This window comes from Streptomyces sp. NPDC031474 (assembly GCF_055581185.1).
This window is the reverse complement of sequence record NZ_JBVIJX010000002.1, coordinates 330303-356179: the sequence shown is the minus strand read 5'-3', so window position 1 is coordinate 356179 and position 25877 is coordinate 330303. Positions and strand designations below refer to the sequence as shown.

General features: G+C 70.1%; 23 protein-coding genes. 16 read left to right on the top strand and 7 right to left on the bottom strand.

Translation table 11 applies throughout. The features are described from left to right. Window positions 1-47: 47 nt before the first annotated feature. Both ACZ5SK_RS04575 and ACZ5SK_RS04570 read right to left on the bottom strand, forming a co-directional pair. Window positions 48-2105 carry an RICIN domain-containing protein gene (locus tag ACZ5SK_RS04575; RefSeq protein WP_468575328.1) on the bottom strand — a complete coding sequence of 686 codons (2058 nt, stop codon included), beginning with the start codon at window positions 2103-2105 and terminating at the stop codon, window positions 48-50. Between the two features lie 208 nt (window positions 2106-2313). Continuing rightward, window positions 2314-3384, bottom strand: a complete 1071-nt coding sequence (locus ACZ5SK_RS04570) for a LacI family DNA-binding transcriptional regulator (protein ID WP_334582717.1) — start codon at window positions 3382-3384, stop codon at window positions 2314-2316. A 470-nt stretch (window positions 3385-3854) separates the two neighbouring features. Here ACZ5SK_RS04570 and ACZ5SK_RS04565 point away from each other — a divergent pair, with 470 nt between their 5' ends. The 8 genes from ACZ5SK_RS04565 (at window position 3855) to ACZ5SK_RS04530 (ending at window position 12648) form a co-directional block, all read left to right on the top strand. Further along, the gene (locus tag ACZ5SK_RS04565; protein WP_468156149.1) at window positions 3855-5138 is read left to right on the top strand and encodes an ABC transporter substrate-binding protein; all 1284 of its coding nucleotides are present in this window, start codon (window positions 3855-3857) and stop codon (window positions 5136-5138) included. A gap of 8 nt (window positions 5139-5146) precedes the next feature. Continuing rightward, window positions 5147-6127 carry a carbohydrate ABC transporter permease gene (locus ACZ5SK_RS04560; RefSeq protein WP_334582719.1) on the top strand — a complete coding sequence of 327 codons (981 nt, stop codon included), beginning with the start codon at window positions 5147-5149 and terminating at the stop codon, window positions 6125-6127. Beyond that, window positions 6124-7011 carry a carbohydrate ABC transporter permease gene (locus ACZ5SK_RS04555; protein WP_334582720.1) on the top strand — a complete coding sequence of 296 codons (888 nt, stop codon included), beginning with the start codon at window positions 6124-6126 and terminating at the stop codon, window positions 7009-7011. Before ACZ5SK_RS04560 ends, ACZ5SK_RS04555 begins: the two co-directional genes overlap by 4 nt. Window positions 7012-7073: 62 nt before the next feature. Further along, window positions 7074-9089 (top strand): beta-galactosidase, encoded by a 2016-nt coding sequence (locus ACZ5SK_RS04550; RefSeq protein WP_468156152.1) that lies wholly within the window; start codon window positions 7074-7076, stop codon window positions 9087-9089. 127 nt (window positions 9090-9216) lie between these two features. After that, on the top strand, window positions 9217-9675 hold the full coding sequence (locus ACZ5SK_RS04545) for a pyridoxamine 5'-phosphate oxidase family protein (RefSeq protein WP_334582722.1): 459 nt from the start codon (window positions 9217-9219) through the stop codon (window positions 9673-9675). 826 nt (window positions 9676-10501) lie between these two features. Continuing rightward, window positions 10502-10654, top strand: a complete 153-nt coding sequence (locus ACZ5SK_RS04540; RefSeq protein WP_334582723.1) for a cold-shock protein — start codon at window positions 10502-10504, stop codon at window positions 10652-10654. 169 nt (window positions 10655-10823) lie between these two features. Continuing rightward, window positions 10824-11864 (top strand): fatty acid desaturase family protein, encoded by a 1041-nt coding sequence (locus ACZ5SK_RS04535; RefSeq protein ID WP_443041407.1) that lies wholly within the window; start codon window positions 10824-10826, stop codon window positions 11862-11864. Window positions 11865-12024: 160 nt separating this feature from the next. Beyond that, a complete protein-coding gene (locus ACZ5SK_RS04530; protein WP_468156154.1) occupies window positions 12025-12648 on the top strand; it encodes a DedA family protein in 624 nt (207 codons plus the stop codon). An 18-nt stretch (window positions 12649-12666) separates the two neighbouring features. Here ACZ5SK_RS04530 and ACZ5SK_RS04525 read toward each other — a convergent pair whose 3' ends face one another. The 4 genes from ACZ5SK_RS04525 to ACZ5SK_RS04510 all read right to left on the bottom strand — a co-directional run bounded on the left by ACZ5SK_RS04525 (window position 12667) and on the right by ACZ5SK_RS04510 (window position 16236). Next, window positions 12667-13833 carry an MFS transporter gene (locus ACZ5SK_RS04525; protein WP_334583797.1) on the bottom strand — a complete coding sequence of 389 codons (1167 nt, stop codon included), beginning with the start codon at window positions 13831-13833 and terminating at the stop codon, window positions 12667-12669. 26 nt (window positions 13834-13859) lie between these two features. Then, the gene (locus ACZ5SK_RS04520; protein ID WP_334582726.1) at window positions 13860-14480 is read right to left on the bottom strand and encodes a Chromate resistance protein ChrB; all 621 of its coding nucleotides are present in this window, start codon (window positions 14478-14480) and stop codon (window positions 13860-13862) included. A 49-nt stretch (window positions 14481-14529) separates the two neighbouring features. After that, the gene (locus ACZ5SK_RS04515) at window positions 14530-15357 is read right to left on the bottom strand and encodes a ZIP family metal transporter (RefSeq protein ID WP_468575325.1); all 828 of its coding nucleotides are present in this window, start codon (window positions 15355-15357) and stop codon (window positions 14530-14532) included. Between the two features lie 126 nt (window positions 15358-15483). Further along, complete coding sequence (locus tag ACZ5SK_RS04510) at window positions 15484-16236, bottom strand: helix-turn-helix transcriptional regulator (protein ID WP_468575323.1); 753 nt, start codon at window positions 16234-16236, stop codon at window positions 15484-15486. 118 nt (window positions 16237-16354) lie between these two features. On the opposite strand from ACZ5SK_RS04510, the gene ACZ5SK_RS04505 reads away from it, so the two are divergent. The 7 genes from ACZ5SK_RS04505 to ACZ5SK_RS04475 all read left to right on the top strand — a co-directional run bounded on the left by ACZ5SK_RS04505 (window position 16355) and on the right by ACZ5SK_RS04475 (window position 22208). Continuing rightward, complete coding sequence (locus ACZ5SK_RS04505; RefSeq protein ID WP_334582729.1) at window positions 16355-16891, top strand: DUF2231 domain-containing protein; 537 nt, start codon at window positions 16355-16357, stop codon at window positions 16889-16891. Window positions 16892-16967: 76 nt separating this feature from the next. Further along, window positions 16968-17423, top strand: coding sequence for a hypothetical protein (locus ACZ5SK_RS04500; RefSeq protein WP_361704026.1), 456 nt, complete (start codon window positions 16968-16970; stop codon window positions 17421-17423). Between the two features lie 300 nt (window positions 17424-17723). Then, window positions 17724-18401: a hypothetical protein gene (locus ACZ5SK_RS04495; RefSeq protein ID WP_334582731.1), complete on the top strand. Its 678-nt coding sequence runs from the start codon at window positions 17724-17726 to the stop codon at window positions 18399-18401. Between the two features lie 14 nt (window positions 18402-18415). Continuing rightward, entirely contained in the window at window positions 18416-19738 is a 1323-nt protein-coding gene (locus ACZ5SK_RS04490; protein WP_334582732.1) for a copper resistance CopC/CopD family protein, read from the top strand. A 50-nt stretch (window positions 19739-19788) separates the two neighbouring features. Beyond that, window positions 19789-20871 (top strand): cupredoxin domain-containing protein, encoded by a 1083-nt coding sequence (locus ACZ5SK_RS04485; protein ID WP_334582733.1) that lies wholly within the window; start codon window positions 19789-19791, stop codon window positions 20869-20871. A 105-nt stretch (window positions 20872-20976) separates the two neighbouring features. Then, window positions 20977-21504, top strand: coding sequence for a hypothetical protein (locus tag ACZ5SK_RS04480; protein WP_334582734.1), 528 nt, complete (start codon window positions 20977-20979; stop codon window positions 21502-21504). After that, on the top strand, window positions 21489-22208 hold the full coding sequence (locus tag ACZ5SK_RS04475; protein WP_334582735.1) for a cupredoxin domain-containing protein: 720 nt from the start codon (window positions 21489-21491) through the stop codon (window positions 22206-22208). The genes ACZ5SK_RS04480 and ACZ5SK_RS04475 overlap by 16 nt, the downstream gene beginning before the upstream one ends. Before the next feature lie 123 nt (window positions 22209-22331). Here the strand turns inward: ACZ5SK_RS04475 and ACZ5SK_RS04470 are convergent, their stop codons facing one another. After that, entirely contained in the window at window positions 22332-23321 is a 990-nt protein-coding gene (locus ACZ5SK_RS04470) for an ornithine cyclodeaminase family protein (protein ID WP_334582736.1), read from the bottom strand. A gap of 1049 nt (window positions 23322-24370) precedes the next feature. Here ACZ5SK_RS04470 and ACZ5SK_RS04465 point away from each other — a divergent pair. Further along, a complete protein-coding gene (locus tag ACZ5SK_RS04465; RefSeq protein ID WP_334582737.1) occupies window positions 24371-25849 on the top strand; it encodes a sugar transferase in 1479 nt (492 codons plus the stop codon). Window positions 25850-25877 lie beyond the last annotated feature (28 nt).

The window sequence follows — 25877 nt, the reverse complement described above, 5'->3', positions numbered from 1 at the left end:
GGTCAGGGGGCCCTGCGTGACGCCGACGACGAGTGGGTGTCAGTCGATCAGTTGATGCGGACGATCTTCCAGAGTTGGTCGGCGACGTTCAGGTCGTTCCACTGGACGACGGAAGCTCCGTCGGCGGTGGAGGACTGGGCAACGCCGGCGTTGAGGCCGCTGCCCACGTTCTTGAGTTCGTAGTAGCCGTTGCCCGCGTCGGTGAGGGTCCATTTCTGTGAGTCGGCGGTAGCGGGCGTGTTCTGTACGACGGCGGCTCCTGCGGCGGTGGAGCCGGCGCGGATGTCCAGGTTGAGGGCGCTGTTGACGTTGTTGATGGTCCAGGCTCCGCCGCCCGCCGACTGGAAGGTGAACAGCTGGCAGAAGCAGCCGGAGTTCTGCCACTGGCCGGCGGCCGTGCCGACGGCGGTGGAGGCCTGGGGGATGTCGAGGTACTTGCCGCTGTTCTTGTTGACGAGGACGTACTGTCCGGCGCCCAGCGGCGGCAGGGCGGTCTGGGTGAGGTCCCAGCGCTGGCAGGCGCATCCGGTGCCGCTCCACTGGCCGGCGGTGGTGCCGGTGGCGGTGGACGCGCCAGGGATCTCCAGGTACTTGCCCGTCACCCGGTTGGTGATGGTGTAGCCGCCGGCCTGGTGCGGGGAGACCGCCCATTCATGGTCGAGAGTGCCGTTGTCGTCCCACTGCAGGATCCTGGCCCCGTTGGCGGCCGACTGGTTCTCCACGCCGAGGACCTTGCCCGTGGCGACGTTGAAGATCTTGAAGTAGCCGGACGGCTGCTGCTCGAAGCGCCACTGCTGGTCGGTCGCGGTCGTGGCGTTCTGCTGCGTGGCGAAGGTGCCGTTGGCGGTGGAGCCGCCCGCGATGGCGAGGTTCAGGTCGCTGTTCGCGTTGGACATCGTGTAGGTGGCGCCGTTGGAGATGCCGCCGCCCAGGTCGACGACGCTGTACGTGACCGGGTTGACGCCGGTGCTGCGCGCGCGTCCCCCGCTGAGCACCATCAGGCTGTGGCCGTCGGCGAGCGGGAGCATGCCGCGGCTGTAGCCGCCGGCGACGTTGGAGCGCATACGGGTCCAGGCGTTCGCGGCCCCGTTCTCCCTGTTGACGAACAGGTCGTCCTGGCTCTCACCGCTGAGGACGAGGGTGCCGTTCGGGCCGCCGGCGGGCAGCCAGGTGATGAAGGGCGCACCGCTGGGGATCACGCCGTCGGTCGAGCGCAGCACCCGGCCGGTGACGGAGCCGAAGCCCTCCGGGTCGGCGGAGATCTTGTAGTAGACGGAGCACCTGCCCTCGGGGGCGTTGCAGTACTCGTAGCTCATCACATGGTTGCCGTTGGGCAGCCGGGTGACCACGGGCATGCCCGGGCGGTCCGCGTAGGTGGGCATCGACACGTCGTCCACCACCGGGCCCCAGTTGCGGAGGTCCGTGGAGACCTGGTGCACGATCTCCTGGCCGTGCGCGGTGTCACGCTGGTCGGAGTAGTAGACGATGAGCCGGTCACCGGAGAGCAGGAAGAAGGGCTCCCATACGGGGGTGTGGCCGTTGCTGGATATCGCCTCGCCGCCGGTGGCGATGTTGGTGACGAAGGTCCAGGTCTGGCCGCGGTCGGTGCTGGCGTACAGGTCGATCTTGGTCCCGCCCCGGTCGGCCGGAACGGAGTCACCCGCGGCGAGGATGGTTCCGGCGGGGAAGCCGCCCATGGCCCGGGGAAGTTCGAACAGCTCGGGCTCCCAGCGCATGCCCCAGCCGTTCTGGGTGTCGGCGACCTCGGAGATCTTCGTCCAGGAGGCGCCGTTGTCGGTGCTGCGGTAGATCGGGAAGACCGGCGTTCCGGAAGTGTACTGCTCGAAGGTGGCGAGCATCGTGCCGTTGGCCGAGCCGTTGTACTGCAGACGCATCGCCCGCGGATAGAACGTCCCGGGGGAGGGCGCGTCCGACGGTGGCGTGTACAGCGTCTGCGAGGGACGGGCCTCCGCGGCCGCCGGGCCCGCGGCGGGCAGCGTCAGCATCGCCACGGCAGCGAGCAGGGACAGCATCAACGTCAGGAGGGGGACGGGACGGGAACGCGGAGCGGCGCCGGGTCCGGCGCCCAGAGGTGCAGGGGACATGTGCGGCTCCCAGGGGAAGGGATGGGGGTGTGTTTCGATGCCCGCCGCTCACCAAGACCCATGGGGTCGGGGAGCGGCGGAGCCCACATGGACGTGCGCCTGACACGACGCCTCTGGATGCGGCCGGGTGGACCGGCCGTAAGGAAGCCTCAGGGCGCGGCCGGCAGGCGCCGGACGCGATGCCCCGGGCGGGGGTGGGGCTGATCGGTCACTTGGTGCGAAGCACCGCGCCGCCCGGGTGGGAGGGTGGCGGCGCGGTCGAGCCACGGACGACGAGTTCGACGGGCGGCTCGTCCGTCGGCGGCAGCTCGGCGTCGGGCTCCTCGATGGCGTGCACGAGCAGCCGGATTCCCTCCCGTGCCGCCGCTTCGAAGGGCTGGCGGACGGTGGTCAGAGGCGGCGAGACGTAGGCGAAGACAGGGTTGCCGTCGAACCCGATGACACTGATGTCCTCCGGTACCCGGCGCCCCGCTTCCCGCAGAGCGTGGATCAGACCGATGGCCATCTCGTCGCCGGCGGCGAACACCGCGGTCACGGTCGCGTCCGAGGCGAGCGCGCGGCCCGCGGCATACCCGGAGGCGGCCGACCAGTCGCCGTTCAGCAGGGGCGGTTCATGCGCGTCCCGCGTCGCCAGTGCCGCCTGCCATCCCTCGACGCGGTCCTTGGTGGCGTACCACTGCCGCGGGCCGGCCAGGTGATGGACCGTCTCGTGCCCCAGGTCCAGCAGGTGTTCGGTGGCCGCGCGAGCCAGTTCATGGGCTCCCACGCCCACGGTCAGCGTCCGGTTGGCGGTGAAGGAAGGGGCGGGGGGTGCTCCGATGAAGAGGGCCGGCACGTCGAGGCGGAGTGGGACGTCTCCTTTCACGATGGGTTCGGACACGATGACGCCGTCCACGCCCTGCTCGAGAAGTGACTCGACGGCACTGGCGATGTCTTCCGGCGCGCCGTCCGGCGTGTTGACGACGCGGAGCGCGTATCCGGCGTCCCGTACGGCCTGCTCGATGTGCACGAGCAGGGAGGCGGTTCCGAACCCCGCGGTGCCCAGGGCGACGACACCGATGGAGCGCGTGCGTCCGGAGGCCAGCGCCCTGGCGGCATGGTTCAGCCGGTAGCCGAGTTCCTCGGCGGCCGCGAGAACTCGTCGACGGGCCTCGTCGGAGACGTACTGCTCGTCGTTGAGGACGCGGGAGACCGTCTTGCGCGAGACCCCTGCCGCCCGAGCGACGTCCGCGCTGCGCGGTGCGGTGGAAGCCGCAGCGCGCCCCACTTCTGATGCCATGAAGTCTCCCAACGGCCTCGTTCCACATCGAACGACGTCAATGCCATGACCGCGCGGTCTGATCGCGCGGTCATATCTACGCAGCGGGTGGGGCCACACGTCAAGGGGTCTCACCACCCCATTCCGCTCGACAAGAGTGCGGCGAGGGCCGCCACGACCATGCCAAGAGAAGCGGGAAGGGGTACATATATGCAGGTCAGGAGCATATGGAAGCCAGTTTTCCCGGCTCGACACCGAAGGGGGCCAGCCCCGCCGCAGGGCCTTTCCCGTCCAAGTCGTCACGCTCATCGCCTTGACACCAGCCCTGCGCAACGTTCACTCTTCCTGGCATCCCGCCGAGCCGCTTTGTTCGGTCACGTTTGATTCTGGTCGCTTTGACGACCCACCCCTCGCCACACGGGCCCATGTGCCAAGTCGGGCACCGCCGCCCCTCAGGAGCCGAAATGCACCTTTCATCCCTCAGTTCTCCCATGCCCGGCACCAGCCGTCGTGCCCTGCTGCGCGGTATGGGCGGCGCCGCAGTTCTCGGCGCCGGCATCCCGCTGCTGAGCGCCTGTGGCGGCAGCGGTTCCTCCTCGGACCCGAAGACCGTCTCCCTCGGTTCCAACCAGTCCGACGCGGTGCCGAAGAAGGCCTACGGGGAGATCTACACGGCCTTCACCAAGCAGTCCGGGATCACGGTCGACGTGAACACCAAGGACCACAACACGTTCCAGGAGCAGATCAACTCGTATCTGCAGGGCACGCCGGACGACGTGTTCAACTGGTTCGCCGGGTACCGGATGCAGTTCTTCGCCAAGAAGGGCCTGGCCTCCCCCATCGACGACGTGTGGGAGAAGATCGGCGCGAACTTCCCCGTGGCGATGCAGAAACTGAGCAAGGGTGAGGACGGCAAGTACTACTTCGTGCCGCTGACCACGTCCCTGTGGGCCGTGTTCTACCGCAAGAGCGTCTTCAAGCAGTACGGCTACGAAGTCCCCACCACCTGGGACCAGTTCCTCGCGCTGTGCAAGCAGATGCAGAAGGACAAGCTGGTCCCGATCGCCTTCGGCGACAAGGACGCCTGGCCGGCGATGGGCACCTTCGACCAGATCAACTTCCGTCTCAACGGCTACGACTTCCACGTCGAGCTGATGGCGGGCAAGGCCTCCTGGACCGACGCCAAGGTCAAGGCGGTCTTCGACCACTGGTCGGAGATCCTGCCCTACCACCAGGACGGGTTCATGGGCCGCACCTGGCAGGACGCCGCGCAGACGCTGGTGTCGAAGAAGGCCGGCATGTACGTCTTCGGCTCGTTCGTGGCGCAGCAGTTCACCACCACGGCCGACCTGGACGACCTGGACTTCTTCGCCTTCCCGGAGATCAACTCCGCGTACGGTCAGGACACCGTCGAGGCGCCGACCGACGGCTTCATGCTGTCCAAGGCCCCGAAGAACAAGGCGGGCGCCGCCCAGCTCCTGGAGTACCTGGGCAGCCCGGCCGCCGAGGGGATCTATGTCAAGTCCGACTCCAGCCTGGTGGCGTCCTCGGACAAGGCCGACACCTCGTCGTACACGGCTCTGCAGAAGAAGGCGTTCGAGATGATCTCCGGCGCGAAGAGCCTGACGCAGTTCATGGACCGTGACTCCCGTCCGGACTTCACGTCCACGGTGATGCAGCCCGCGCTGCAGAACTTCCTGCGCAACCCCAAGAACGTCGACAGCGCCCTGTCGTCGATCGAACGCCAGAAGAAGACGATCTTCGCGTCGGGATGAGCAGCGCAATGACCACCGAAACCAACACGAAGAGCCCGGCGGCGGCCACCGCGCCGCCGCCGGGCCCCGCCCATCGGAACAAGCGGGTCCCGCAGGGACACAAGCGTCTGCTGACCCGCCGTGATCGGCTCACGCTCGGCTTCATGGCCGGCGTGCCGACGATCCTGCACGTGGCCCTGGTGTGGGTGACGGCCCTGGCGTCGATCGCGCTGGCCTTCACCACCTGGGACGGCATCGGCTTCGACTCGATCAAGTGGGTGGGGCTGGACAACTTCAAGCAGTTGTTCACCGACAACCCGCAGTTCTGGCCCGCCGTCGAGCACAACGTGATCTGGTTCGTCGTGCTCATCCTGATCCCGACGCCGCTGGGCCTGTTCCTGGCCGTGCAGCTGGACAAGAAGATCCGGTTCAGCCGGGTCTACCAGACCGCGTTCTTCCTGCCCGTCGTGCTGTCCATGGCGGTCATCGGCTTCGTCTGGCAGCTGATCTACAACCCCGACACCGGCCTGGTCAACAGCATCATCGGCGCCAACGAGCCCGGCCACTACATCGACTGGATCGGCGACCCGGACCTGAACCTGTGGGCGGTGCTGGTCGCCGCGTCCTGGCGGCACACCGGCTACATGATGATCCTCTACCTGGCCGGTCTGAAGGGCGTCGACCCGTCCCTGCGGGAGGCCTCGTCCCTGGACGGGGCGAACGAGTGGCAGACGTTCAAGAACGTCATCTTCCCCACGCTGCGCCCCACCAACACCATCGTGCTGGTCGTCACGATCATCGAGGCCCTGCGCGCCTTCGACCTGGTCTTCGTCTTCAACAAGGGCGCCCAGGGCACGGAGTTGCTGTCGATCCTGGTCACCAACAACATCATCGGCGAGTCCAGCCGGATCGGGTACGGGTCGGCGATCGCGGTGGTCCTGCTGGCGATCTCCCTGATCGTGATCATCCCGTATCTGATCTCGACCTTCCGGAAGGAGCGGCGCGCATGAGCACCGTGAGCGCGCCGGTCAAGCAGCGCACCCCCGTCCGCCCCGCCCGGGTCCTGCTGCACATCTTCCTCGCCGGCACCGCGCTGGCCTGGCTGGCCCCGCTGCTGTGGGCGGTCTACGCGGCGATGCGCCCCTACAGCGAGACCAGTGCCAAGGGCTATGTCTCCTGGCCCGACAGGCTGAACCTCGACAATTTCACGAACGCGTATCAGCAGTCGGACATGGCGCACTACTTCGGCAACACGCTGATCATCGCCGTGCCGGCGGTGCTGCTGACGCTGTTCCTGTCGTCGATGGTCGCCTTCTACGTCAGCCGCTTCGACTTCCGCCTCAACCTCGCCCTGCTGCTGGTGTTCACCGCCGGCAACCTGCTCCCGCAGCAGGTCATCATCACCCCGCTGTACCGGCTCTACCTGCTGGTGGATCTACCGGGGATCACGATGAGCGGCAAGCTGTACGACTCCGCGCTCGGCCTGGTGCTGATCCACGTGGCGTTCCAGTCCGGGTTCTGCGCGTTCGTGCTGGCGAACTACATGCGCTCGCTGCCGCACGAGCTGACCGAGGCCGCCCTGGTGGACGGGGCGTCCGTGTGGCGCCTGTACTGGCAGATCGTGCTGCCACTGTGCAGACCGGCGATGGCCGCCCTGGCGACGCTGCTGTCCATCTGGATCTACAACGACTTCTTCTGGGCCCTCGTACTGATCTCCACCGGCGAGAACATGCCGATCACCTCGGCCCTGAACAACCTCTCCGGCCAGTACTTCACCGACCCCAACCTGATCGCCGCCGGCGCCCTGCTCACCGCGATCCCCACGCTGATCGTGTACTTCGTCCTCCAGCGCCAGTTCGTCAGCGGCCTCACCCTCGGTGCCAACAAGGGCTGACGCCCCGACAGGACCGACACATCCCCGCCCTCCGCCCGTCCCCTATCCCCGGAGCACCACCAGTGAGTACCGCACGCCGCCTTCGCCTGCCCGGCATCGCCTACGGCGGTGACTACAACCCCGAGCAGTGGCCCGAGGAGGTCTGGGCCGAGGACATGCGCCTCATGGCCGAGGCCGGGGTGACCATGGTCAGCGTCGGCATCTTCTCGTGGGCGCTGCTCGAACCGTCCGAGGGCGTCTATGACTTCGCCCGTATGGACAAGATCCTCGACCTGCTCCACGAGAACGGCATCGCCGCCGACCTGGCCACCCCCACCGCCGCCCCACCCGCCTGGTTCTTCAAGGCGTACCCGGAGGCACTGCCGGTCGACCGGGACGGCCGCCGTCTGTCGTACGGCAGCCGCCAGACCTTCTGCCCGTCCAGCCCCGCCTACCGCAGAGCGGCGCTGCGCATCGCCGAAGCCCTCGCCGAGCGCTACGCCGCCCACCCGGCCGTCGCCATGTGGCACGTCCACAACGAGTACGGCTGCCACAACGACGCCTGCTACTGCGACACCAGCGCCGCCGCGTTCCGCACCTGGCTGCGCGCCCGCTACGACGACGACCTGGACACCCTCAACCATGCCTGGGGCACCACCTTCTGGAGCCAGTGGTACTACGACTGGGGCCAGATCCTGCCGCCCCGCGCCACCGGCGCCGTCCCCAACCCCACCCACCAGCTGGACTGGCGCCGTTTCTGCTCCGACGAGCTGCTCTCGCTGTGCACGGCCGAACGCGAGGTGCTGCGCCGGGCCGCCCCGGACCTTCCCGCGACCACCAACTTCCTGGTCCTGCGCACCATAGACGCCCTGGACTACTGGCGCTGGGCACCGGAGCTGGACATCCTCTCCAACGACCACTACCTGATGTCCGACGACCCGGAAGCCGAGATCGACATCGCGCTCCACGGCGACCTGATGCGGTCGCTCGCGGGTGGCCCGTGGTTTCTCATGGAGCACTCGACCGGTGCCGTCAACTGGCAGCCGGTCAACCGCGCCAAGGGGCCAGGAGAAATGCGGCGCAACGCCCTGGCCCATGTGGCGCACGGCGCCGACGGCATCGCGTTCTTCCAGTGGCGTGCCGCGAAGGCCGGCGCCGAGCAATGGCACTCGGCGATGCTGCCCCACGCCGGCACCGACAGCCAGATCTGGCGGGATGTCGTCCATCTGGGGACGGACTTGAAGGCCCTGGCCGAGGTACGGGGCTCCACGAGCACGGCGCAGGTGGCCGTCGTCTGGGACTGGGACGCCCGGTGGGCACTGGAACTGCCCTCCCAGCCCCACGGCGAACTGCGCTACCAGGACCTGGTGCGGGACTGGTACACACCCCTGTGGCGAGCGGGCGTGGCCGTCGACTTCGTACGCCCCGACGACCCCCGGCTCGACCGCTACAAACTCGTCCTCGTGCCGTCGCTGTACCTCGTGACGGAGGCAGCCGCCGCGAACCTCGCCCGGTTCACCGAACGCGGGGGCACGCTGGCCGTCGGCTTCCACAGCGGCATGGTCGACGAGAACGCCCACGTGTACCTGGGCGGCTACCCCGGCGCGTTCCGCGAGGTCCTCGGCGTGGTCACCGACGAGCTGTTCCCCCTGCTGCCGGGAGAGACGACCGGCCTGATCGGCGAGGTGCCTCCGGCCGCCACGGCCGACCTGTGGTCGGAGCGGGTCCGGCTCACCGGCGCACGGGCCGTCGCCTCCTACGCCGACGGGCCACTGGCCGGCCACCCTGCCGTCACCCGCCACCGGCACGGCAACGGCACCGCCTGGTATCTGGCCACCCACCTCGACCAGGACACGCTCACCGGCCTTCTCCACCGCGTAAGCCGGGAAGCCGACGTGGTACCGGAGCACGATGTGCCCACCGGAGTCGAGGCCGTACGGCGCCGCGGCACCGAAGCCGACTACCTGTTCCTCATCGACCACACCGGCAAGGGAGCCGTGGCATCCGCCGAAGGAGTCGAACTCCTCACCGGCATACCCGTCACCGGCGCCGTCACCATCCCGCCCGGAGGGGTCGCCGTCGTCCGCGAACCACACTGATCGGCTCAGGGAGCCGGAAGGGGTCCTCAGCCATTGCGGGCTCAGGGAAAAGGGCCCATGCTTTCTGACGCTACGTCAGAAAGAAGGGCCCGCCCCTGACGCCCCGACGCAGAGAAGAGAGGCCCGCATGGCTGCGACTCAGCGCAGGAGCCGGCGGATCATGATGACGCCGGACGAGCTGGACGAGTTCCTCGCCACCCAGCGCACCTGCCGGATCGCTACGGTCTCGGGCGACGGCGCCCCGCATGTCAGTGCCCTGTGGTTCGCTTGGGACGGGACCTCGTTGTGGCTGTACTCCATTGTGCGCAGCAAGCGATGGGCCGACCTCCGTCACGACCCGCGCGTCGCGGTCGTCGTCGACGCCGGGGAGGGGTACGGGGAACTGCGCGGGGTCGAACTGTCGGGAACTGTGGAGTTCGTGGGCGAGATTCCCCGCACCGGAGAGCCGTGCACCGAACTCGACGCGTTGGAACCGTTGTTCGCCCGCAAGAACTTCGGCCTGGAGGCAATGCCGCACGACGGCCGGCATGCGTGGATCCGCCTGACACCGGCGAAGACCGTCTCCTGGGACTTCCGCAAGCTGTGACAGCGGTGAATGCATGACTCCCTCCGCCGATTCCGCTGACGTACGACGGCGTCCTCGACACCTTGGACGGCGACGCCGAGAGCGGTGCCGACCTGACGAGTCCGGCGCGGCATCCGGGTCACCACCTTCACCCGCGGCCTGACCGGCACCTGACCGACGAGTCGGCGGTCCGTGACTGCTCGCCGGAGGCCACCGGGCGGCTGCGGCGCGTTCACCGCGGTGGGACCGTCCTCGCCCCGGGCTGTCCGTGCCGGCAGGTACAGCCGCCTTCGCCTGGGCGGACGACGGCCTGCTGCATCGGCACGGCATCAGGCCGCTGACGGAGTTGCCCCTGTGGCAGTCGGATCCGCAAGCGTGGACCGCGGTGGGCGACCGCGCCCATGCCGCCGGCTTCTCATGCCGTCCGCTACCTGGCGGCTGCACAAGGAGTCAGGGTGCGCAGGTGCGACCCGGTGGCCGGCACCGGCGGCTCAGGCCGGCTGCACGGCGGAGTGGTGTGACAGTGCGGGCCACGAGGCAGGGTGCGGATCGTTCCCGGCCGGATCCGAGGGAGGCCGGCCTGTGCGTCGCATGCCGGACACAGGACTCCGGGCGACTCGCCGACGTGTCACCGGGCTCTTTCCGGCCGCCCGGGAACCTTCCCGGCACTTCGGACGTTGGGGGCATTGGTTGTAGGCGAAGTGTGCGAACGTGGAAACGCCCGCGGAGTTCCGACAGCGGGCGTCTCGTCGTTTCGGGGTTTTCTTCGACGGCCGGCGACCAACAACCCGGGATCAGCGTGATCGCGCGCATTCCGACCCAGCCGCCCTCTCGAAGGAGACATCACATGGCTCAGGGAACAGTGAAGTGGTTCAACGCGGAGAAAAGTCTCGGCCTGCCGGCCCCTGATGAGGCCGGTGCCGACCGCTTCGACCACCGCTCGGCGACCGACGCCGACTGCGTCCGCTCCCGTGCGCTCCGAGGGCTCCCCTCCTGCTGAGACCAGCCGCACCGCGGGCCTGTCGCACGCGGTCTTGCGCAGGATTCCCGTCGTGTGCGGCGTCCTGCACGCCATCCCTCGCACCGTGGGCAGCGCCGTACATCCCGAAGGGAACACTGTGACCATTGACGTCAACGACCGGAGCTCCGATCCGGCGGGCCACGCCGAGATGACCAAGCCCCCGCCCGGCAGCCGAGGCAGCGAATACGCCGCGTTGTCCCGCGAGGTGCGGCAGAGCGGGCTGCTGAAGCGACGACCGGGCTACTACAGCGTCAAGGTCGGCGCGAACCTGCTTCTGCTGGGCGCCGGCTGGACCGCGTTCGCGCTGATCGGGCAGTCGTGGTGGCAGCTGCTGACCGCCGCGTTCCTCGCGGTGATGTTCACCCAGACCGGGTTCATCGGCCACGACGCGGGGCACCACCAGATCGCCGCCTCCAAGCGCGTCAACAACCTGCTCGGCCGCGTGCACGCCGATCTGCTGATCGGCCTCAGCTACGGCTGGTGGATCGCCAAGCACAACCGGCACCACTCCCACCCCAACCACGTCGACCGCGACCCCGACATCGCCGACGGCGCGATCGCCTTCACCCAGGACCACGCCCGCGTCCGCAGCGGGGCGTACGCCTGGCTGGCCCGGCACCAGGCCTGGCTGTTCTTCCCGATGCTGCTCCTGGAAGGACTCGCCCTGCACGTCGCCGGCGTAAGGGCACTGCTCGAACGCACCGGCACCGCGACCTCGCGGACAACCAAGCTGGCCGACGCGGGACTGCTGACGGCGCATCTCGGCGGTTATCTCGCCGCCCTGTTCCTGGTCCTGTCCCCCGTCCAGGCGGTGTGCTTCCTCCTCGTGCACCAGGGGCTGTTCGGTCTCTACATGGGGTGCTCGTTCGCCCCGAACCACAAGGGCATGCCCATCTTCGCCAAGGACGACAAGATCGATTTTCTGCGCCGGCAGGTACTGACCTCACGCAACATCCGCGGTCAACGGTTCACGGACTTCGCGCTCGGCGGGCTCAACTACCAGATCGAACACCATCTGTTCCCCTCCATGCCGCGGCCCAGCCTGCGCCATGCCCAGAAACTCGTGCGCACGTACTGTGCCCGGCACGGCATCGCCTACCACGAGACCGGGCTCTTCAACTCCTACGCCCAGGTACTGCGGCACCTGCACGCCGTCGGCGGGCCGCTGCGCCCCGAGCTGGAGTACTGATCACTTCGCCGTCCCCTGGGGCGCCGGCTCGTGAACGCGCGCGGCAATCCTGCCGACGGTGACTCGGAGCGACGGCCGTCCGGGGCTGCGGGAGTCGTTCCCCCGACCGGCCGGCCGGCGCGCAGGGCTCGGCCTCACACCGGGGACGTACGATGGGGGCATGGCCCCGCCCCTCCCGGGCCCGCTGGCCCACCTGGCTCCTCTCCTCAGCCACTACGGTTACTGGGCCGTCGGTGTCGTGATCTTCGTGGAGGACTTCGGAGTCCCTGCCCCGGGCGAAACGCTCCTGATCGCCGCGGGCGTCTACGCCGGGGCCGGGCGGCTGAACGTCGTCGCTGTCGCGGTGCTCGCGTTCGCCGCTGCGGTCGCAGGCGACAACGTCGGCTACCTGATCGGCCGGTCCGGCGGACGCGCCTTCGTCCACCGGTGGGGCCGCTACGTGTTCCTGACCCCGCAGCGCTTCCACACGGCCGAGGAGTTCTTCACCCGCCACGGCGGCCAGATCGTCACCGTCGCCCGCTTCATCGAGGGACTGCGCCAGGTCAACGGCATCGTCGCGGGCACCAGCGGCATGCCCTGGCGCCGCTTCCTCGCCTTCAACGCCCTCGGTGCCGCACTCTGGGTCGGGCTGTGGGTGACCCTGGCCTACGCAGCCGGCACCCACATCACCACCCTCTACGACGAGATCACCCGCTACCAGCTGTACGTACTCATCGTCCTCGGCGCCCTGGCCGCCGCGTTCCTCGCCCGACATCTGCTACGGCGACGCCGGCACCAGAACTGACGGACCCCGTGCGTCCGTTCACCCTTCCGGCCCGGGCCCGGGCCCGGGTACGGCCGGCACAGAGCGACGGTGGACGAACGCGACCACCGCCCCCATCCCGATCAGAGCCGCGAGCGCCCCGAAGCCGTAGGTGAGCGTGGCGAACGAGGCGACGGCCGCCACCAGCAACGGCCCGCCCGCGTCACCGAGTTCGCGGCCCAGTTCGGCGGCGCCCATGGTCTGGCCGAGACGCTCGGCAGGCGTGCTCGTTGCCAGCGCGGCGAAGCCGAGCGGGGTGATCAGCCCCGTGCCGACGCCGATCAGGGCGGCGCCGAGGAGGATGCCGGTCAGGCCGGGCAGCATCGCGCAGGCCAGACCCGCAGCGGTGGCCAGCAGTCCCGCGGCCAGGCCGGTACGAGTCGTGAGACGGCCGTCGTCCAGAGCACGACCGGCGCGCGGCTGGACGACGGCGGCACAGGCGGCGAGCACCGACACGGCTGCCCCGGTCGCGACCGTGCCCAGCCCGGCGACGCGGCCGGAGACCGGTAGGAAGCCCACCCCGACGGACAAGGCCGCGGTCGCCGCCGCGAGCGCGGCCGTCGGGGTGAGGAAGGCCGGGTCGGCCAGCCGCCGGGCCAGGTCCAGCACCGTCTGCCGGGCCTTGGGCAGCGGTGGTACGACGGGAACGGCGAGCGCGGCCCAGACAGCGACCACCGCGCCGAGCCCCGCGAGGACGGCGAACAGCAGCCGCAGACCCCCGGCCCACACCAGGACGCCGCCGAGCAGCGGACCGAGGGTGTAGCCGATGGACTTGTAGAAGCCGTAGCTGCCGAAGGCCCGCCCGTGTTTCGCCGCCGGGTTGAGCCGGGCGACCAGCGCGGAGGCGGACGGGGAGAACGCGGAGGCCGCGGCCCCCTGGCCCAGCCGGGCGGCCCACAGCCAGCCCGGGCTGTCCGCGACGACGTACAGTGCGGACGCGGCGGCGAAAGCGGCGAGCCCGCCGAGCAGCACGGGGCGGGCGCCGACGCGGTCGGCGAGCGTGCCGAAGAGCGGCTTGAGGACCACCTCGGCACCGTCGTAGAGGGCCAGCAGCCCACCGAGCACCAACAGAGAGGTGACCGCGTCCTCCGTGTGACCGCCGAGGTTGGCGGCGATGCCGTGCGCGCCGAAGGCGGTGGTGAACCCGGCCGCGTACAGCGGCCACATCTGCCGGGGCGGGGCGGCCCGCCCGCTCACCGTTGCCCCTCCGGTGTCCGGTGCAGAGCCGGTGTCCGGTGCGGAGGCGGTGTCCGGTGCGGAGGCGGTGTCCGGTGCGGAGCTGCGAAGACCCGCTCGGCGTAGTCCTCGCAGGCTGCGGCGCACTGCTTGAGCCGCCGGCCGGCCTCAGCTGCCTCTGGGGCGCCGAACACATCCCGCGCGGTCAGGTCGCGGTGCCGGCGCCGCAGCCGCTCCAGCGACTGCTCTTCTTCCTCCAGCTCGGCGAGGGTGAACCTGGCGATGCGGACCTCCTCGGCCAGCTCCTGTTCGAACGTTTCGCAGTCGGCCAGGAACCCCGCCCAGTCCGCGGACCGGGCGGCGGTGAACAGCACCTGGAAGCGGGCCGCGTCCTCGGCGCTGCGCCCTGAGGCGTTCAAGGACACGGTCTGCCCGCCGGCCCGCTCCGTGAGCGCGATCGCCCGGTCGACGCCGTCGGCGAAGACCGGCACGTCCGGAACGGCCCAGATCCCCTGGCCGAGAGAGAGCGCGCCGGCCTTGCGCAGCTCCCTCCATACCGCGACCCGGTGCCGGGTCGGCTCCGCGGCCAGTTTGATCACGAGGACGAGCCAGCGGCTCCCCGGTTCCACGTTCGGCACGAGGCGGAATGTAGCAGGCGTTACATAAAACGCCGTGGTGGACGGTTCATCAGGCCCCGGCAGCGGTGACGACGGCGTCGGTGGCGAAGCCGAGGACGAGGCCCAGCAGGACGCACCATGTGGTCAGGGTCTTCAGGGCTGCCTTGCGCGCAACGGCCAGCAGCTCGACGACCACATAGAGGATCGACCCCGCGGCCAGCCCCAGGAAGGCGATCGACACCGTGTCGCTGACGAGGTGCTGGCCGACCACGGTGCCGAGGAAGGTCGGACCGCCGCCGATCAGGCCGAGCAGCAGCAGCGTGGCCCATGAGGGGCGTTCACCCTCGGCGGCCAGCGGGGCGACGATGCCGAACCCTTCGGTGGCGTTGTGCAGGCCGAAGCCGATGATGAGGAGCACGGCGAGGGAGAGTTCGCCCTGGGCGGCGGAGTTGCCGATGGCCAGGCCCTCGGCGAAGTTGTGCAGGCCGATGCCGGTGGCGATCATCAGCGCGAGTGAGCCGGCCTGGCTGCGGACTCCGGGGGCCAGCTCGGCGGACGCGGCGGCACCGGGGCCGACGGGCCGCCGGTCGGAGACCGCACGGCGGGCGATCCAGCCGTCGTAGTACACCAGGCTCATCAGCCCGACTCCGAGGCCCACGGCGAGGGTGAGGCCCCCGGAGGCCACGGTGCCCCAGTCGTGCTTGCCCAGCGCGTCGTCGACCGGCTCCCAGGCATGTGTCAGGACGTCCCAGACCAGGAAGATCAGGATGCCGATGGCCACGGCGTTCAGACCTGCACGCAGCCGCGGGTCCGGGTTGCGCAGGCGGCCGAGGGGCAGGCCGAGGTAGATGGTGAACCCTGCGATGGTGCCGAGCAGGGCCACCTGGGAACCGGACATAGGGGGACTCCAGTTGGATGAGCGGAGAAGTACACCCCGAAACTAGGCGAGGTAAGCCTTACCTAATAGGTTCTGTAGGCGATTTTGAGAAATGCTTGGCGTGTTCCTTGCGCTCCACCCCTGCCGTCAGCCGCCTTCGGATGTCCCGTCGCCGGGATCCGTGCCGGCCGGGGTGAGCTGAACGCAGCATTCTCCGGGCCGCGGGGCCAGGACGGCTTGCACTCCGCTGATCCGCAGGCCGTGGAGGTAGCCGGTGAGGAAGGCGTGGTTCATGCCGCACACCAGGTCGGGGGCCTTGGCGGCCAAGGGGTGGAAGGGGCAGTTGCGCAGCCGGATGTGCGTGGGGGTTTCACGGACGGGTTCGTAGCCATGCTCCTCGAGCATGCGCTCGCAGGTGGTCAGCCCGCGTTCGGCGCCGAGTCGGCCGGGTCGCGTCCGCTCCCGTTCCGCCTCGCCCATCCGCCGTCCGCGTACTCCGGCGGTGCGTGTGGCCGCTTGCGTGGCGCTCTCTTCGGGGCCCTCGGTCAGGACGGCGTCCAGCAGGAGGTCCGCAAGGAGTTCGTGGCGCCGGTCGGGGATGCTGACGGTGAGCTGGGTGTCGGCGGGCTCGTAGACCTTGGGTTGCCGGCCGACCTTGCGGATCCCGCCGGGCGTTTCGTAGCGGGCGCGCAGCAGACCGGCGTCGACGAGCTTGTCGAGATGGAAGGCGGCGAGCTTGCGGGATATGCCGACGCTGGCGGCGGCCTCGTCGCGGGTGACCGCCCGGCCGGCGCGCCGGATGAAGGCGAACATGCGCCGCCGGGAGTCCTCTCCCAGGACGCTCACGGAGTCGATGGCGGCGTCGGCCGCACGGGTCGGCGGTATCGGATCGGAAGACACGGGACCACGATAACTCCTGCCTGCATGGGCATCCCCGCCCTTTGCATGCCTGGACCAGGAGGTCTTGACGCATAGACTTGATAAGTCCAAGAATTGTTGGTGAAACTAGGAGGTCGCGATGGTCAGTGAGTCTCAGCTTCGGGCGAAGCGGCCGGTCAGTGCCGCGCTCGCCGGCCCGTACGGCCATCCGTTCCACCCGATCCTCGTGACGGTGCCGATCGGCGCCTGGGTGGCGAGCCTGGCGTTCGACATCGCCTCCCACGTGGTGCACGATCCGGCGTTCCTGACCCGGGGCTCGGAGTGGCTGATCGCCATCGGGGTGATCGGCGCGCTGTTGGCCGCCATGGTCGGCTTTCTCGACCTGTTCGCCATTCCCGCCGGCACCCGCGCGTTTCGCACCGGCCTGGTGCACATGACGCTGAACCTGGGCGTGACCGCCGCCTACGTCGTCAATTTCGTGTGGCGCTACAGCACGTACGCCGACGGCGGCAGTGTCGGCGTCGGCAAGCTCGTCCTGTCCGCGGTCGGGCTGGCGGCTCTGGGTGTCTCTGGATTCCTCGGCGGCAAGCTCGCCTACCGCTACGGCGTGCGGGTCGCGGACGAGAGCACGCAGGCCGAGGGATATGGACCGGCCGGCGCCGGTCGGGCCTCATGACACCCACTCGTACTCCCCTCTCGACGTGCGGTGCCGGTCGGCTGCCTGCCAACCATCCATCGTTGAGGAGTTCGTCATGGACATCGCCGCACTGATCGCCTGGGTGGTCACCGCCCTGGGCGGCTTCTACCTGCTCGGTACGTGGATCCAACGCGGCGGCATCCGGCAGCAGCAGTCCGGCGCCAGCCGCCTGCCCGCACCGGTGGTCTTCGGGCACTTCGCACTGGCTGCGATCGGCCTGGTGGTGTGGATCCTCTACGTCGTGGCCGACAAGGACGCCCTGGCCTGGACCGCCTTCGGCCTGCTGCTGCCGGTCGCCCTGCTGGGCTTCACGATGCTGGCCCGCTGGATCCCCGTCCACCGGTCCCGTTCCGCGGTCACGGCCGCCCCGGCCGCCGCCGCTGCGGGGACAGAGGCGACCGTTCCCGCCGAACGGCACTTCCCGCTGCCCGTGGTCCTGGCGCACGGCCTGCTCGCCGTGGCCACCCTCGTCCTGGTCCTGCTCACCGCCCTCGGTATCGGCGGCAGCTGATGCGAATTCGATTACCGAGTCCGCCGCACTCACATACGCGCCCGGCCGCATATGCAGGCAAGTGAATTCGGTGAAGAAACAATGGCCGGTCTGTTCGCATTCACCATTCCTCCATGGACGGTAATGCGCGTATTCGACCGGTGAGGCCTGTTCTCACAGTGCGCCACAGTCCGGAAGTGAGGCAACGAAACGGCGCATTAACTGACGCGTATCCACAGGGACTCCTTGCGTCGGTCCACTCCTTGGCATTGCCATCCCGTTCTTCGGCATTGCCAGCGCGTGCCGTCGTCAGGAGGAGTCATGCCCTTCTTCGCCAGGGCGTCGTGGCCAGGAGACCATCGCGACGAGATCGTCGCCGGCGCGCTCGTCGCGGCGGTGGTCGTCGTCCTCGGGTACGCGTCGGGCATCGGCGCCCCCGCCGGCCAGAGCGTGAACGTCGCCGCTCCTCCGGGCGCCGGGGCCCCCGCGGCGCCGTCCGACCGGAGCGGTTCCGGCCCCACCGGCACCGATCCCGCCGGGTCGGGGCGCGGAACGTCGGACGGCTCCTGGACACCGCCCGTCGGCGACGTGTCCGCGGGCGGCGGCGCGCAGGACACCGGCGGCGGCCAGGACGGGCACGGCAGCACGGGCAACCCGCCGGGCCCCTCCGACGGCTCGCCGCCGTCCACCTCGCCCTCGTCACCACCCTCGTCACCACCCTCCTCCCCTCCCCCGGCGCCGTCGCCGTCTCCTGCGCGGTCCTGTGCCGACGGCGAGGTGCATCTGGCGCAGCCGCTTCTCCATGGGCTGATCACTCCGGTGACCGGGCTTCTGGACGGTCTCGGTGGCCTCATGGGCGCAAGCTCCCCGTCGCCCACCCCGTCCGCGTCCGCCACCCCGTCCGCGTCCGCCGGCGCAGCGGCCGGGTCCGCTGATTCGACGGCGGTCTGCCTCGGCGTGGCGTCCGACCCGGCCCTGGTCGCGGAGCTGACACGGTGAGAACTCGCGCTGCGGTGACAGCCGTTGTGGCTTTCGTGGCCCTCCTGGTCGGCGCGCCCGCCGCGTCCGCCCACACCGAACTTGACTCCTCGTCCCCGAAGGACGGCGCCCGGCTGTCTCACGCCCCGGGCACGGTGACGCTCACCTTCAGCGAGGCAGTGTCCCTGCCCGACGTGCACGTGGCGGCGGGCGGCACGTCCTTGACCGTCACCCGGCCGGCCACCGGGCAGCGGCGCGCGTCATCCGTCGTCGTGACCGTCCCCGAGACCACGGTCGAGGCCGGCCGACTGACTCTGGACTGGCATGTCATCGACGAAGAGGACGGGCATCCGACCTCCGGCAGCATGTCCTTCGTCATCGGTGCCGGTGCCGCCGGCTCCGCGCCGGCAGCCGGGGGCGACAAAGCAGCGGCAGCCGCCCCCGCGCCTTCCGATGCCGTGCGCGAGGCGTGGGTCGCCGTCCGCTGGGTGGACTATCTGGCGTTGGCCCTGTTCGTCGGCGGCCTCGGCTTTCTGGCGATGCTGTGGCCGCAGGGCTCCCAGGACCGCAGGACACGCCGGATCCTGGCCGCGTCCTGGTCGGCCGGGCTCGTCGCCACCGTGGCGGGCGCCGGACTGCAGGGCGCGTATGGCGCGATGGGCTCGCTGAGCGACGCGTTGCAGGTGTCCACGTACACGGACCTGCTGAACAGCGAGGTCGGTGTCGTACTCGCGTGCCGGGCGCTGATGTGGGTGCTGGCGGCCGTGGTGCTGGCCGCGCTGATGCAGGGCGGGGAGCAGGCGGCCCGGTCACCGGGCTGGCGGGTCGGTGCGGCCGTCGTCGGCCTCGGTCTGCTGCGTACGACGGGCATGGCGGGCCACAACTCCGAAGGCAGCCACCCGGGTTGGGGTGCCGTGGCCGATCTCGTCCATCTGCTCGGCGTCTCCCTGTGGCTGGGCGGTCTCGCCTTCCTGCTGCTCGGCGTGCTGCCACGGCGCCGGCCGGCGGAACTGTCGGCCGCCGTCACCGGCTACTCCACGCTGGCCGGCGTCTGCGTCGCGGCGATCGCGGTGGCCGGAGCGGTGCTCGCCTGGCAGGTCGTCGGCTCGTTCAGCGCGCTCTTCGACACCGGCTACGGACGGTTGCTGCTGATCAAACTCGCCGTACTGATGGTCGTGTTGCTGAGCGCCCAGCGCAGCCGGAGCTGGGTGCGCACCCGGCTCGACATCGCCGTCCTGCTGCGCGGCGACCGCGCCACCGTCCGGCCCTTCGTCTACTCGGTCGCGGCGGAGACGGGGCTCGTCCTCGTCGTCCTTGCCGCGACGAGTCTGCTGGTCACGTCCGCACCCGGCCGCTGACCGGTGCACCATCCCGCACCACCCGTTCCTCTCGAAGGAGACCCACCCCCATGAGCACTGACGATTCCGCCGACGGCGCGCGGCGAGAGCGAGGGCACGGATCCCACGCCCGGCGCGGCAACCGGGTACTGCTGACGGCAGGCCTGGGCGCGGCCTTGGCTTCCGCGGGCTGCCTCGCGCTCCTCCAGACAGCCAGTGGCACCCCGGCTCCCGCCACCGCGCAGCCGGCCGCGCAGGTCCACTCGATGGCACAGCCGGCGGCGGCGCAGGCCAAGGCGGCCGACTACACCATCAAGATCACGAACTACAAGTTCGCGCAGCCGAACCTGACCGTCAAGGTCGGCCAGACCGTGAAGTGGATCAACGAGGACACCGCTCCGCACACCGTCACCACCACCAGCGGCCCGGCCAAGTTCGACTCGGGCACGCTGAACAAGGGCGACAGCTGGTCGTACACCTTCACCAAGGCCGGCACGTACGAGTACTACTGCGCCGTCCACCCGGACATGACGGCCTCCATCACCGTGGTCGCCGACAGCGGGGGCTCCAGCGGGGGCTCGACCGGGGGCGGCACGGGGGGCTCGACCGGCGGTTCGACCGGCGGCTCCACGGGCGGTTCGACGGGCGGCACGAGCGCAGGCTCGACCGGAGGATCCGCGGGGGGCTCCACCGGCGGCAGCACGGGCGGGTCGAGCTCCGGCGGCTCCGGCGGCGGCTCGACGGGCGGGAGCAGCGGCTCGGGCGGTACGAGCGGCGGCAGCGGTGACGGCGGCACCGACCAGTGCGTCAGCATCCAGCAGGTCCTGCTGCCGATCCTCCAGCACATCGACAAGGCCCACCTGGAGGAGTCCCCGGGCCAGCAGGTCCAGGACGCGCTCCAGCTCGACAGCTATCTCAAGATGCACACCGTCTGGGTGGAGTCGATCCTCACCCCGGCCGTGAACGGCGCCGGCTCCGTCGGCGACGACACCCTCACCGTGCTCCTGCAGCACATCGACTCCGCGCACCTGGAGGAATCCCTGGGCCAGCAGGTCTCGGACATCCTCAACCCGGACGCCTACGTGAAGATGCACACCGTCTGGGCCGAGCACATGCTCACCCCCACTGAGGACTACCTCACCAACTCCTGCTGAACCGGGCCCTGACAAAAGTGGCGGGCCGGCCGAGTCGCAGTCGGCCGGCCCGCCACCCGGCCATTGTCCTCTCCCCCGCATCCCTCGCACACCGAGGTGCCCGCCATGAACGCACAGACCCTTCCCACCCGGATCCTTCCGCCTCCCGTCCCCGGCCCCTCCTGGCTGCCACGCCCCGGCGCCTACGCCGCCGCCGACGACCGCTGCATCGTCGAACTGACCACCCGCCTCGGCCCCCTGCCGACTCTGCGCCGCCGCGTCACCGCCGACGAAGCGACCCTCACCGTCACGCCGTCCCCCGACGACTGCGTCCTGAGCCTGAAACTGACCGGCACCGCACTCGGCGGCGAAAAGCTGACCTTCGTCAGCACAGCCGTCGAACCCGACGCCGACGACTCGCGGCTGTGCGTCCCGGGCGAACTCGCCACCGGCGACACGAGCGTCCCCGGCGTTCCCGCGACGCTGACCCTGCGCGTCGTCGAACGCACCGACACCAGCCTCCTCGTCCTCGGCACCGCCGGCGTCGCCTACGGCCCGCTGCGCCGCACCACCGGCTTCACCCTGTCCCGCATCCGCCCCGCAGACCGCCTGCGTCTGCTCATCGCCGCGGAGTTCACATGCCGCCCCGCCTGAGTCTCCGCCTCCCGAGCGCCCTGCTCGCCGCACTGCTCCTCACGGCCGCCCTCACCTTCCTGCACGCGCCCGCCGCGCAGGCCGCAGGCCACCGGATCGTCATGTCCGGCTACGCGTTCGGCCCCCGCTCACTCACCATCACGGCCGGCGACACCGTCACCTGGGTCAACCAGGACACCGCGCCGCACGACGTGAAGACCACCTCGGGCCCGGCCTCCTTGCACTCACCGATGCTGAACAAGGGCGGCACCTGGAGCTACACCTTCGCCGCCGCCGGGACGTACGGCTACGTCTGCACCGTCCACCCCGGCATGACCGCGCAGATCTTCGTCACGGCGGCCGCCACCCGTGCTCCGGCACCGAGCCCGCCCTCTGCCCACGACATGCCGATGCCGGCCGGGCCGAGTTCCGCGCACACCCGGAGCCCGGCGTCCGCCGCACCCCCACACCACAGCGGTACGGCCGCCGCACCCGCTGCGAGCGACAGCCCCACCGCGTCCACCGCCCCGGCCGCCGCCGGTGCCGCACCCGCCCAGCCGGCGGCGGCATCGGCGGCGCAGCCCGCCGACGCGACCCGCCCGCTGGACCCGCTGCTGGTCCTGGCCGGCGTCATCGCCGGCGTCGCCGTCCTGTGCCTGCTGCTGGTCGGCTCCCGCTCCGCCGCCGCGCCGGCCACGGCCTCCGACAACGCGAAACAAAGCTGACGCCACCGGGAAGCGGCAGGCGACGCCCGTGCGGCACCTGCCCTCGGCGCCGTGATCCCCCACCACCACCAAGCCGACAAGCCACCGACCCGACCACTGGTAGCCGCGAGCCGGACAACGGCATCACTGCAACGTGATCTCCTTGCCGATCGTCCGACGGCGGGCAGCGGTGACGACCAGGCCCGCGGCCACGGCGTCCTGCACGGCGACGCCGACAGATTTATAGAGAGTGATCTGGTCCGTCGAGGCACGTCCCGTTCTGCTGCCGGAGACGAGTTCGCCCAGTTCGGCGTGAATGTGCTCGGCGGTGATGAGACCGTCACGGATCGGGATCAGCAGGTCGTTGCTGCCCGCGGGGAAAGGGGCCAGAGCTGCCTGCCGCGATTCCACGCACACCAGCGCCTGGGCGACCGTGGCATCGTCGACCTCGCGTCCGGCCGGGTTGTACCCGACCGAGGTGATGTGCACCCCGGGCGCCAGCCAGGGGCGGCGGATCACCGGTTCGAGGGAGTGGGTGGTCGCGGCGGCGATGTCAGCGCCGTCGAGCGCCTCGGCGTAGGTGGACACCGCCCTGACGTCCGTCTCCAGTACGGACGACAGTTCCTCGGCCAGGGCGGCTGCCTTCGCCGGGTCCCGGCCGGCCACGCGGATCTGCCGGATCGGGCGGACCCGGCACATGGCGCAGGCGTGGGACCGGGCCTGCACGCCGGTGCCCAGCACCGCCAGCACCGAGGCGTCCTCGCGGGCCAGCAGCCGCGCGGACAGCGCCGAGCAGGCACCGGTCCGCGCCGCGGTGATGGCCGTACCGTCCAGCAACGCGGCAGGCTCACCGGTGTCCGGGTCGAACACCACGATCAGCGCCTGGTGGGTCGGCAGTCGGGTCCCGGCATTGCGCGGGAACAGTGAGACCAGCTTGCTCATGAGCACCCCGGCCGACGGCACGAAGCCGGGCATGGCCGCCAGGAACCCGTCGCGTCCGGGCACCAGGGCGGCGACACGGTCGGGTGCCGACGCGCGGCCCGCGCTGAGGTCCGCCATCGCCGCGGCCAAGGCATCGATCAGCGTGTCCACATCGAGCAGAGCCTCGACCTGTGATCGCCCGAGAACAAGCATGCGGTGCAACCTCCGGAACGCGGTCATCCGGCCGACGACCGCTCCGTCGAAGCTTCGACCGCGGATCCCAACTCCCGGCTCCGACACGCCGCCTTCATGCGCACGTCCCTCTCCACATGCCTCAGCCCACCCTGTACACCGGCGTCGAAAGGCATCGAGGTACGGCGGCCACGAGCCGGGCCGCGCCGCGCCCGCACCCCGGTTTTGAGCCTTCCGGTGGGGCTCTGTGAGCCGATGTGCGTCAGATCGGCGTAAACAGATTTCGGCCAGGTCCGCCCCTAGTCCTTCGGGCACCGGCTGACCGTGTGCGCGACCCTTCCCTCAGCGCGGGGGTCGGCATCGCGCCGAGAACCCCGACCTCCAGGCGGCTGCGCTCGCCCCTGGACATGCCGCCGACCAGCGGGAAGCCGGTGCCGAGCCGGGCGCCGCAGAAGGTCACCGCGGCTCGTAGATCACTGCCGTACAGAAGCCGCGGCCGGAGGCCGGGCGAGCTACCGGAGACGTGCGGTGACGTCAAGGCATCCGCAGGCCGTCACCGGTCGGTGGATCAAGTCTCAAAGCTTGAACACAAATTACACACATCCCCTCTTCATTACCGGGCCGGATGGTCTAGATTGACCGTGCTTCAGCGGTTCGAGCACTAGCGACCGCTAATAATCCATACGTCCGGTGCTACAGAAAACCAGCAGTCTCGTCCCCGGCACCGACGTGGGGGTGATCAACTCTGGGAGCCCGACAGGGGCCTTGGGTGCGGGGAGCACCCAATGTTTCGACGGGGTCCCCCGTACCCCGGGAGACCGGCAGGACCTGCGAGTCCGCTGCCGCCCGGGTGGGTTGTCCAAGTAACTCTGCAACAGCCGGGATGTCGTGCGCGGGAGGCGGGGGCCTCCCGAGAAGAGGAGGAGCGCGGCGCGGGGGGCGGGGGCCTCCCGAGGGGAGGAGGCGGGGCCTCCCGAGGGGAGGAACAGTACGGGAGGCGGGGGCCTCCCGGGGGGGGAGGAACAGTGTTGGGCGAACACGTCGAACCACTGGGGAACCTGGGGGGTTCTGTGCGGCAAGGGGGTGTAGTCAGCCCGTTTCCGTCGGCGCGCGAACATATGGCGAACGGGGCCGTCAGGCGGCCCGCCATCGAATGGGAGCAGCGGTACCGCCGTACCGTGATCACCAGCGACACCGTGGCCACCGCCTTCGTGGTGGTGGCGATCGGCAACTTCTTCGGCGCCCGGGACGCGGCCAACTGGCACGAGAAGTGGGTGATTCTGGCATTCGGCACCGAACTGCTGGTGCTGGGGGCGCTCGCGGTGAGCCGGTCGTGGGCTCCGGCCGTACTCGGCCAGGGCGCCGAGGAATTCCGCCGGCTCGGACGCTCGCTGTTCACCGCGACCGTCGTACTGGCGCTCGGCGGGATCGCTCTCACCTCGCGCAACATCAAGCTCTGGATCTTCGTCGCGATCCCCGCGATCGCGATCGTCACCATGACGACGCGGTATCTGCTGCGCCTGTCGCTGCACAAACAGCGCAAGGAAGGCCGCTGTCTGAGACCGGTGCTCGCCGCCGGGAGCCCGGCAACCGTGCGCGACCTGATCACCCGGACCCGTAAATTCCCGCATCTCGGCTGGCGGGTGGACGCGGTGTGCACGACGGAGGGTATCGAGTTCGACGGCGACCACGTGGACGGAGTGCCGGTCGTGGGCCGTCTGGCCGACGTGGCCTATCACGTCCACCGCGACGGCTACCGCGTCGTCGCGGTCACCCCGGACCCGCACTGGTCACCGGACGGGCTGCAGCGGCTGGCCTGGAACCTCGAGGGCAGCGACGCCGAGATGGTCGTGGCCCCCGTGCTGATGGAGGTGGCCGGCCCGCGGCTGCACGTCGACGCGGTGCTCGGGATCCCGCTGCTGCGGGTCAGCATGCCGACCTTCACCGGGGGCCGCCGGGCGGTCAAAGGGGTGGTCGATCGAATAGGCGCAACGTTTCTGCTGATGTTGTTCGCGCCGCTGATGATGTTCGTCGCGCTGCTCGTGCTGGTGGACAGCCGGGGTGGGGCGTTCTACCGCCAGCGCAGGGTCGGCAAGGACGGCCGCGAGTTCACCATCGTCAAGTTCCGCACCATGGTCGCCGGGGCCGACCGGGCACGTGCCGAACTGGCCGACCGCAACGAGGGCGCCGGCCTGCTGTTCAAGCTCCGCCGGGATCCGCGGGTGACCCGGGTGGGAGCGGTGCTGCGCCGGTACTCGCTCGACGAGCTCCCCCAGCTTTTGAACGTGCTCACCGGATCGATGTCGCTCGTCGGTCCGCGGCCCCCGCTGCCGGAGGAGTCCGCCGCGTACGGCCCGGACATCCGGCGGCGGCTGCTGGTCAAGCCCGGCCTCACCGGCCTGTGGCAGATCAGCGGACGCAGCGACCTGTCCTGGGAGGAGGCGGTGCGCCTCGACCTGCGGTACGTCGAGGACTGGTCGCTCGCCCTGGACACAGTGATCTTGTGGAAGACGCTGCGTGCGGTGCTCTCCGGGCAGGGGGCCTACTGATGCGCGGGGGGCTGCAACTCGACGGTCG

What these genes read in the sequence shown, in the direction of transcription:
- ACZ5SK_RS04575 (WP_468575328.1), bottom strand. Translation starts at nt 2,105, where the DNA reads ATGTCCCCTGCACCTCTGGGCGCCGGACCCGGCGCCGCTCCGCGTTCC.
- ACZ5SK_RS04570 (WP_334582717.1), bottom strand. Translation starts at nt 3,384, where the DNA reads ATGGCATCAGAAGTGGGGCGCGCTGCGGCTTCCACCGCACCGCGCAGC.
- ACZ5SK_RS04565 (WP_468156149.1), top strand. Translation starts at nt 3,855, where the DNA reads ATGCCCGGCACCAGCCGTCGTGCCCTGCTGCGCGGTATGGGCGGCGCC.
- ACZ5SK_RS04560 (WP_334582719.1), top strand. Translation starts at nt 5,147, where the DNA reads ATGACCACCGAAACCAACACGAAGAGCCCGGCGGCGGCCACCGCGCCG.
- ACZ5SK_RS04555 (WP_334582720.1), top strand. Translation starts at nt 6,124, where the DNA reads ATGAGCACCGTGAGCGCGCCGGTCAAGCAGCGCACCCCCGTCCGCCCC.
- ACZ5SK_RS04545 (WP_334582722.1), top strand. Translation starts at nt 9,217, where the DNA reads ATGGCTGCGACTCAGCGCAGGAGCCGGCGGATCATGATGACGCCGGAC.
- ACZ5SK_RS04540 (WP_334582723.1), top strand. Translation starts at nt 10,502, where the DNA reads ATGGCTCAGGGAACAGTGAAGTGGTTCAACGCGGAGAAAAGTCTCGGC.
- ACZ5SK_RS04535 (WP_443041407.1), top strand. Translation starts at nt 10,824, where the DNA reads ATGACCAAGCCCCCGCCCGGCAGCCGAGGCAGCGAATACGCCGCGTTG.
- ACZ5SK_RS04530 (WP_468156154.1), top strand. Translation starts at nt 12,025, where the DNA reads ATGGCCCCGCCCCTCCCGGGCCCGCTGGCCCACCTGGCTCCTCTCCTC.
- ACZ5SK_RS04525 (WP_334583797.1), bottom strand. Translation starts at nt 13,833, where the DNA reads ATGTGGCCGCTGTACGCGGCCGGGTTCACCACCGCCTTCGGCGCGCAC.
- ACZ5SK_RS04515 (WP_468575325.1), bottom strand. Translation starts at nt 15,357, where the DNA reads ATGTCCGGTTCCCAGGTGGCCCTGCTCGGCACCATCGCAGGGTTCACC.
- ACZ5SK_RS04505 (WP_334582729.1), top strand. Translation starts at nt 16,355, where the DNA reads ATGGTCAGTGAGTCTCAGCTTCGGGCGAAGCGGCCGGTCAGTGCCGCG.
- ACZ5SK_RS04500 (WP_361704026.1), top strand. Translation starts at nt 16,968, where the DNA reads ATGGACATCGCCGCACTGATCGCCTGGGTGGTCACCGCCCTGGGCGGC.
- ACZ5SK_RS04495 (WP_334582731.1), top strand. Translation starts at nt 17,724, where the DNA reads ATGCCCTTCTTCGCCAGGGCGTCGTGGCCAGGAGACCATCGCGACGAG.
- ACZ5SK_RS04485 (WP_334582733.1), top strand. Translation starts at nt 19,789, where the DNA reads ATGAGCACTGACGATTCCGCCGACGGCGCGCGGCGAGAGCGAGGGCAC.
- ACZ5SK_RS04480 (WP_334582734.1), top strand. Translation starts at nt 20,977, where the DNA reads ATGAACGCACAGACCCTTCCCACCCGGATCCTTCCGCCTCCCGTCCCC.
- ACZ5SK_RS04475 (WP_334582735.1), top strand. Translation starts at nt 21,489, where the DNA reads ATGCCGCCCCGCCTGAGTCTCCGCCTCCCGAGCGCCCTGCTCGCCGCA.
- ACZ5SK_RS04470 (WP_334582736.1), bottom strand. Translation starts at nt 23,321, where the DNA reads ATGCTTGTTCTCGGGCGATCACAGGTCGAGGCTCTGCTCGATGTGGAC.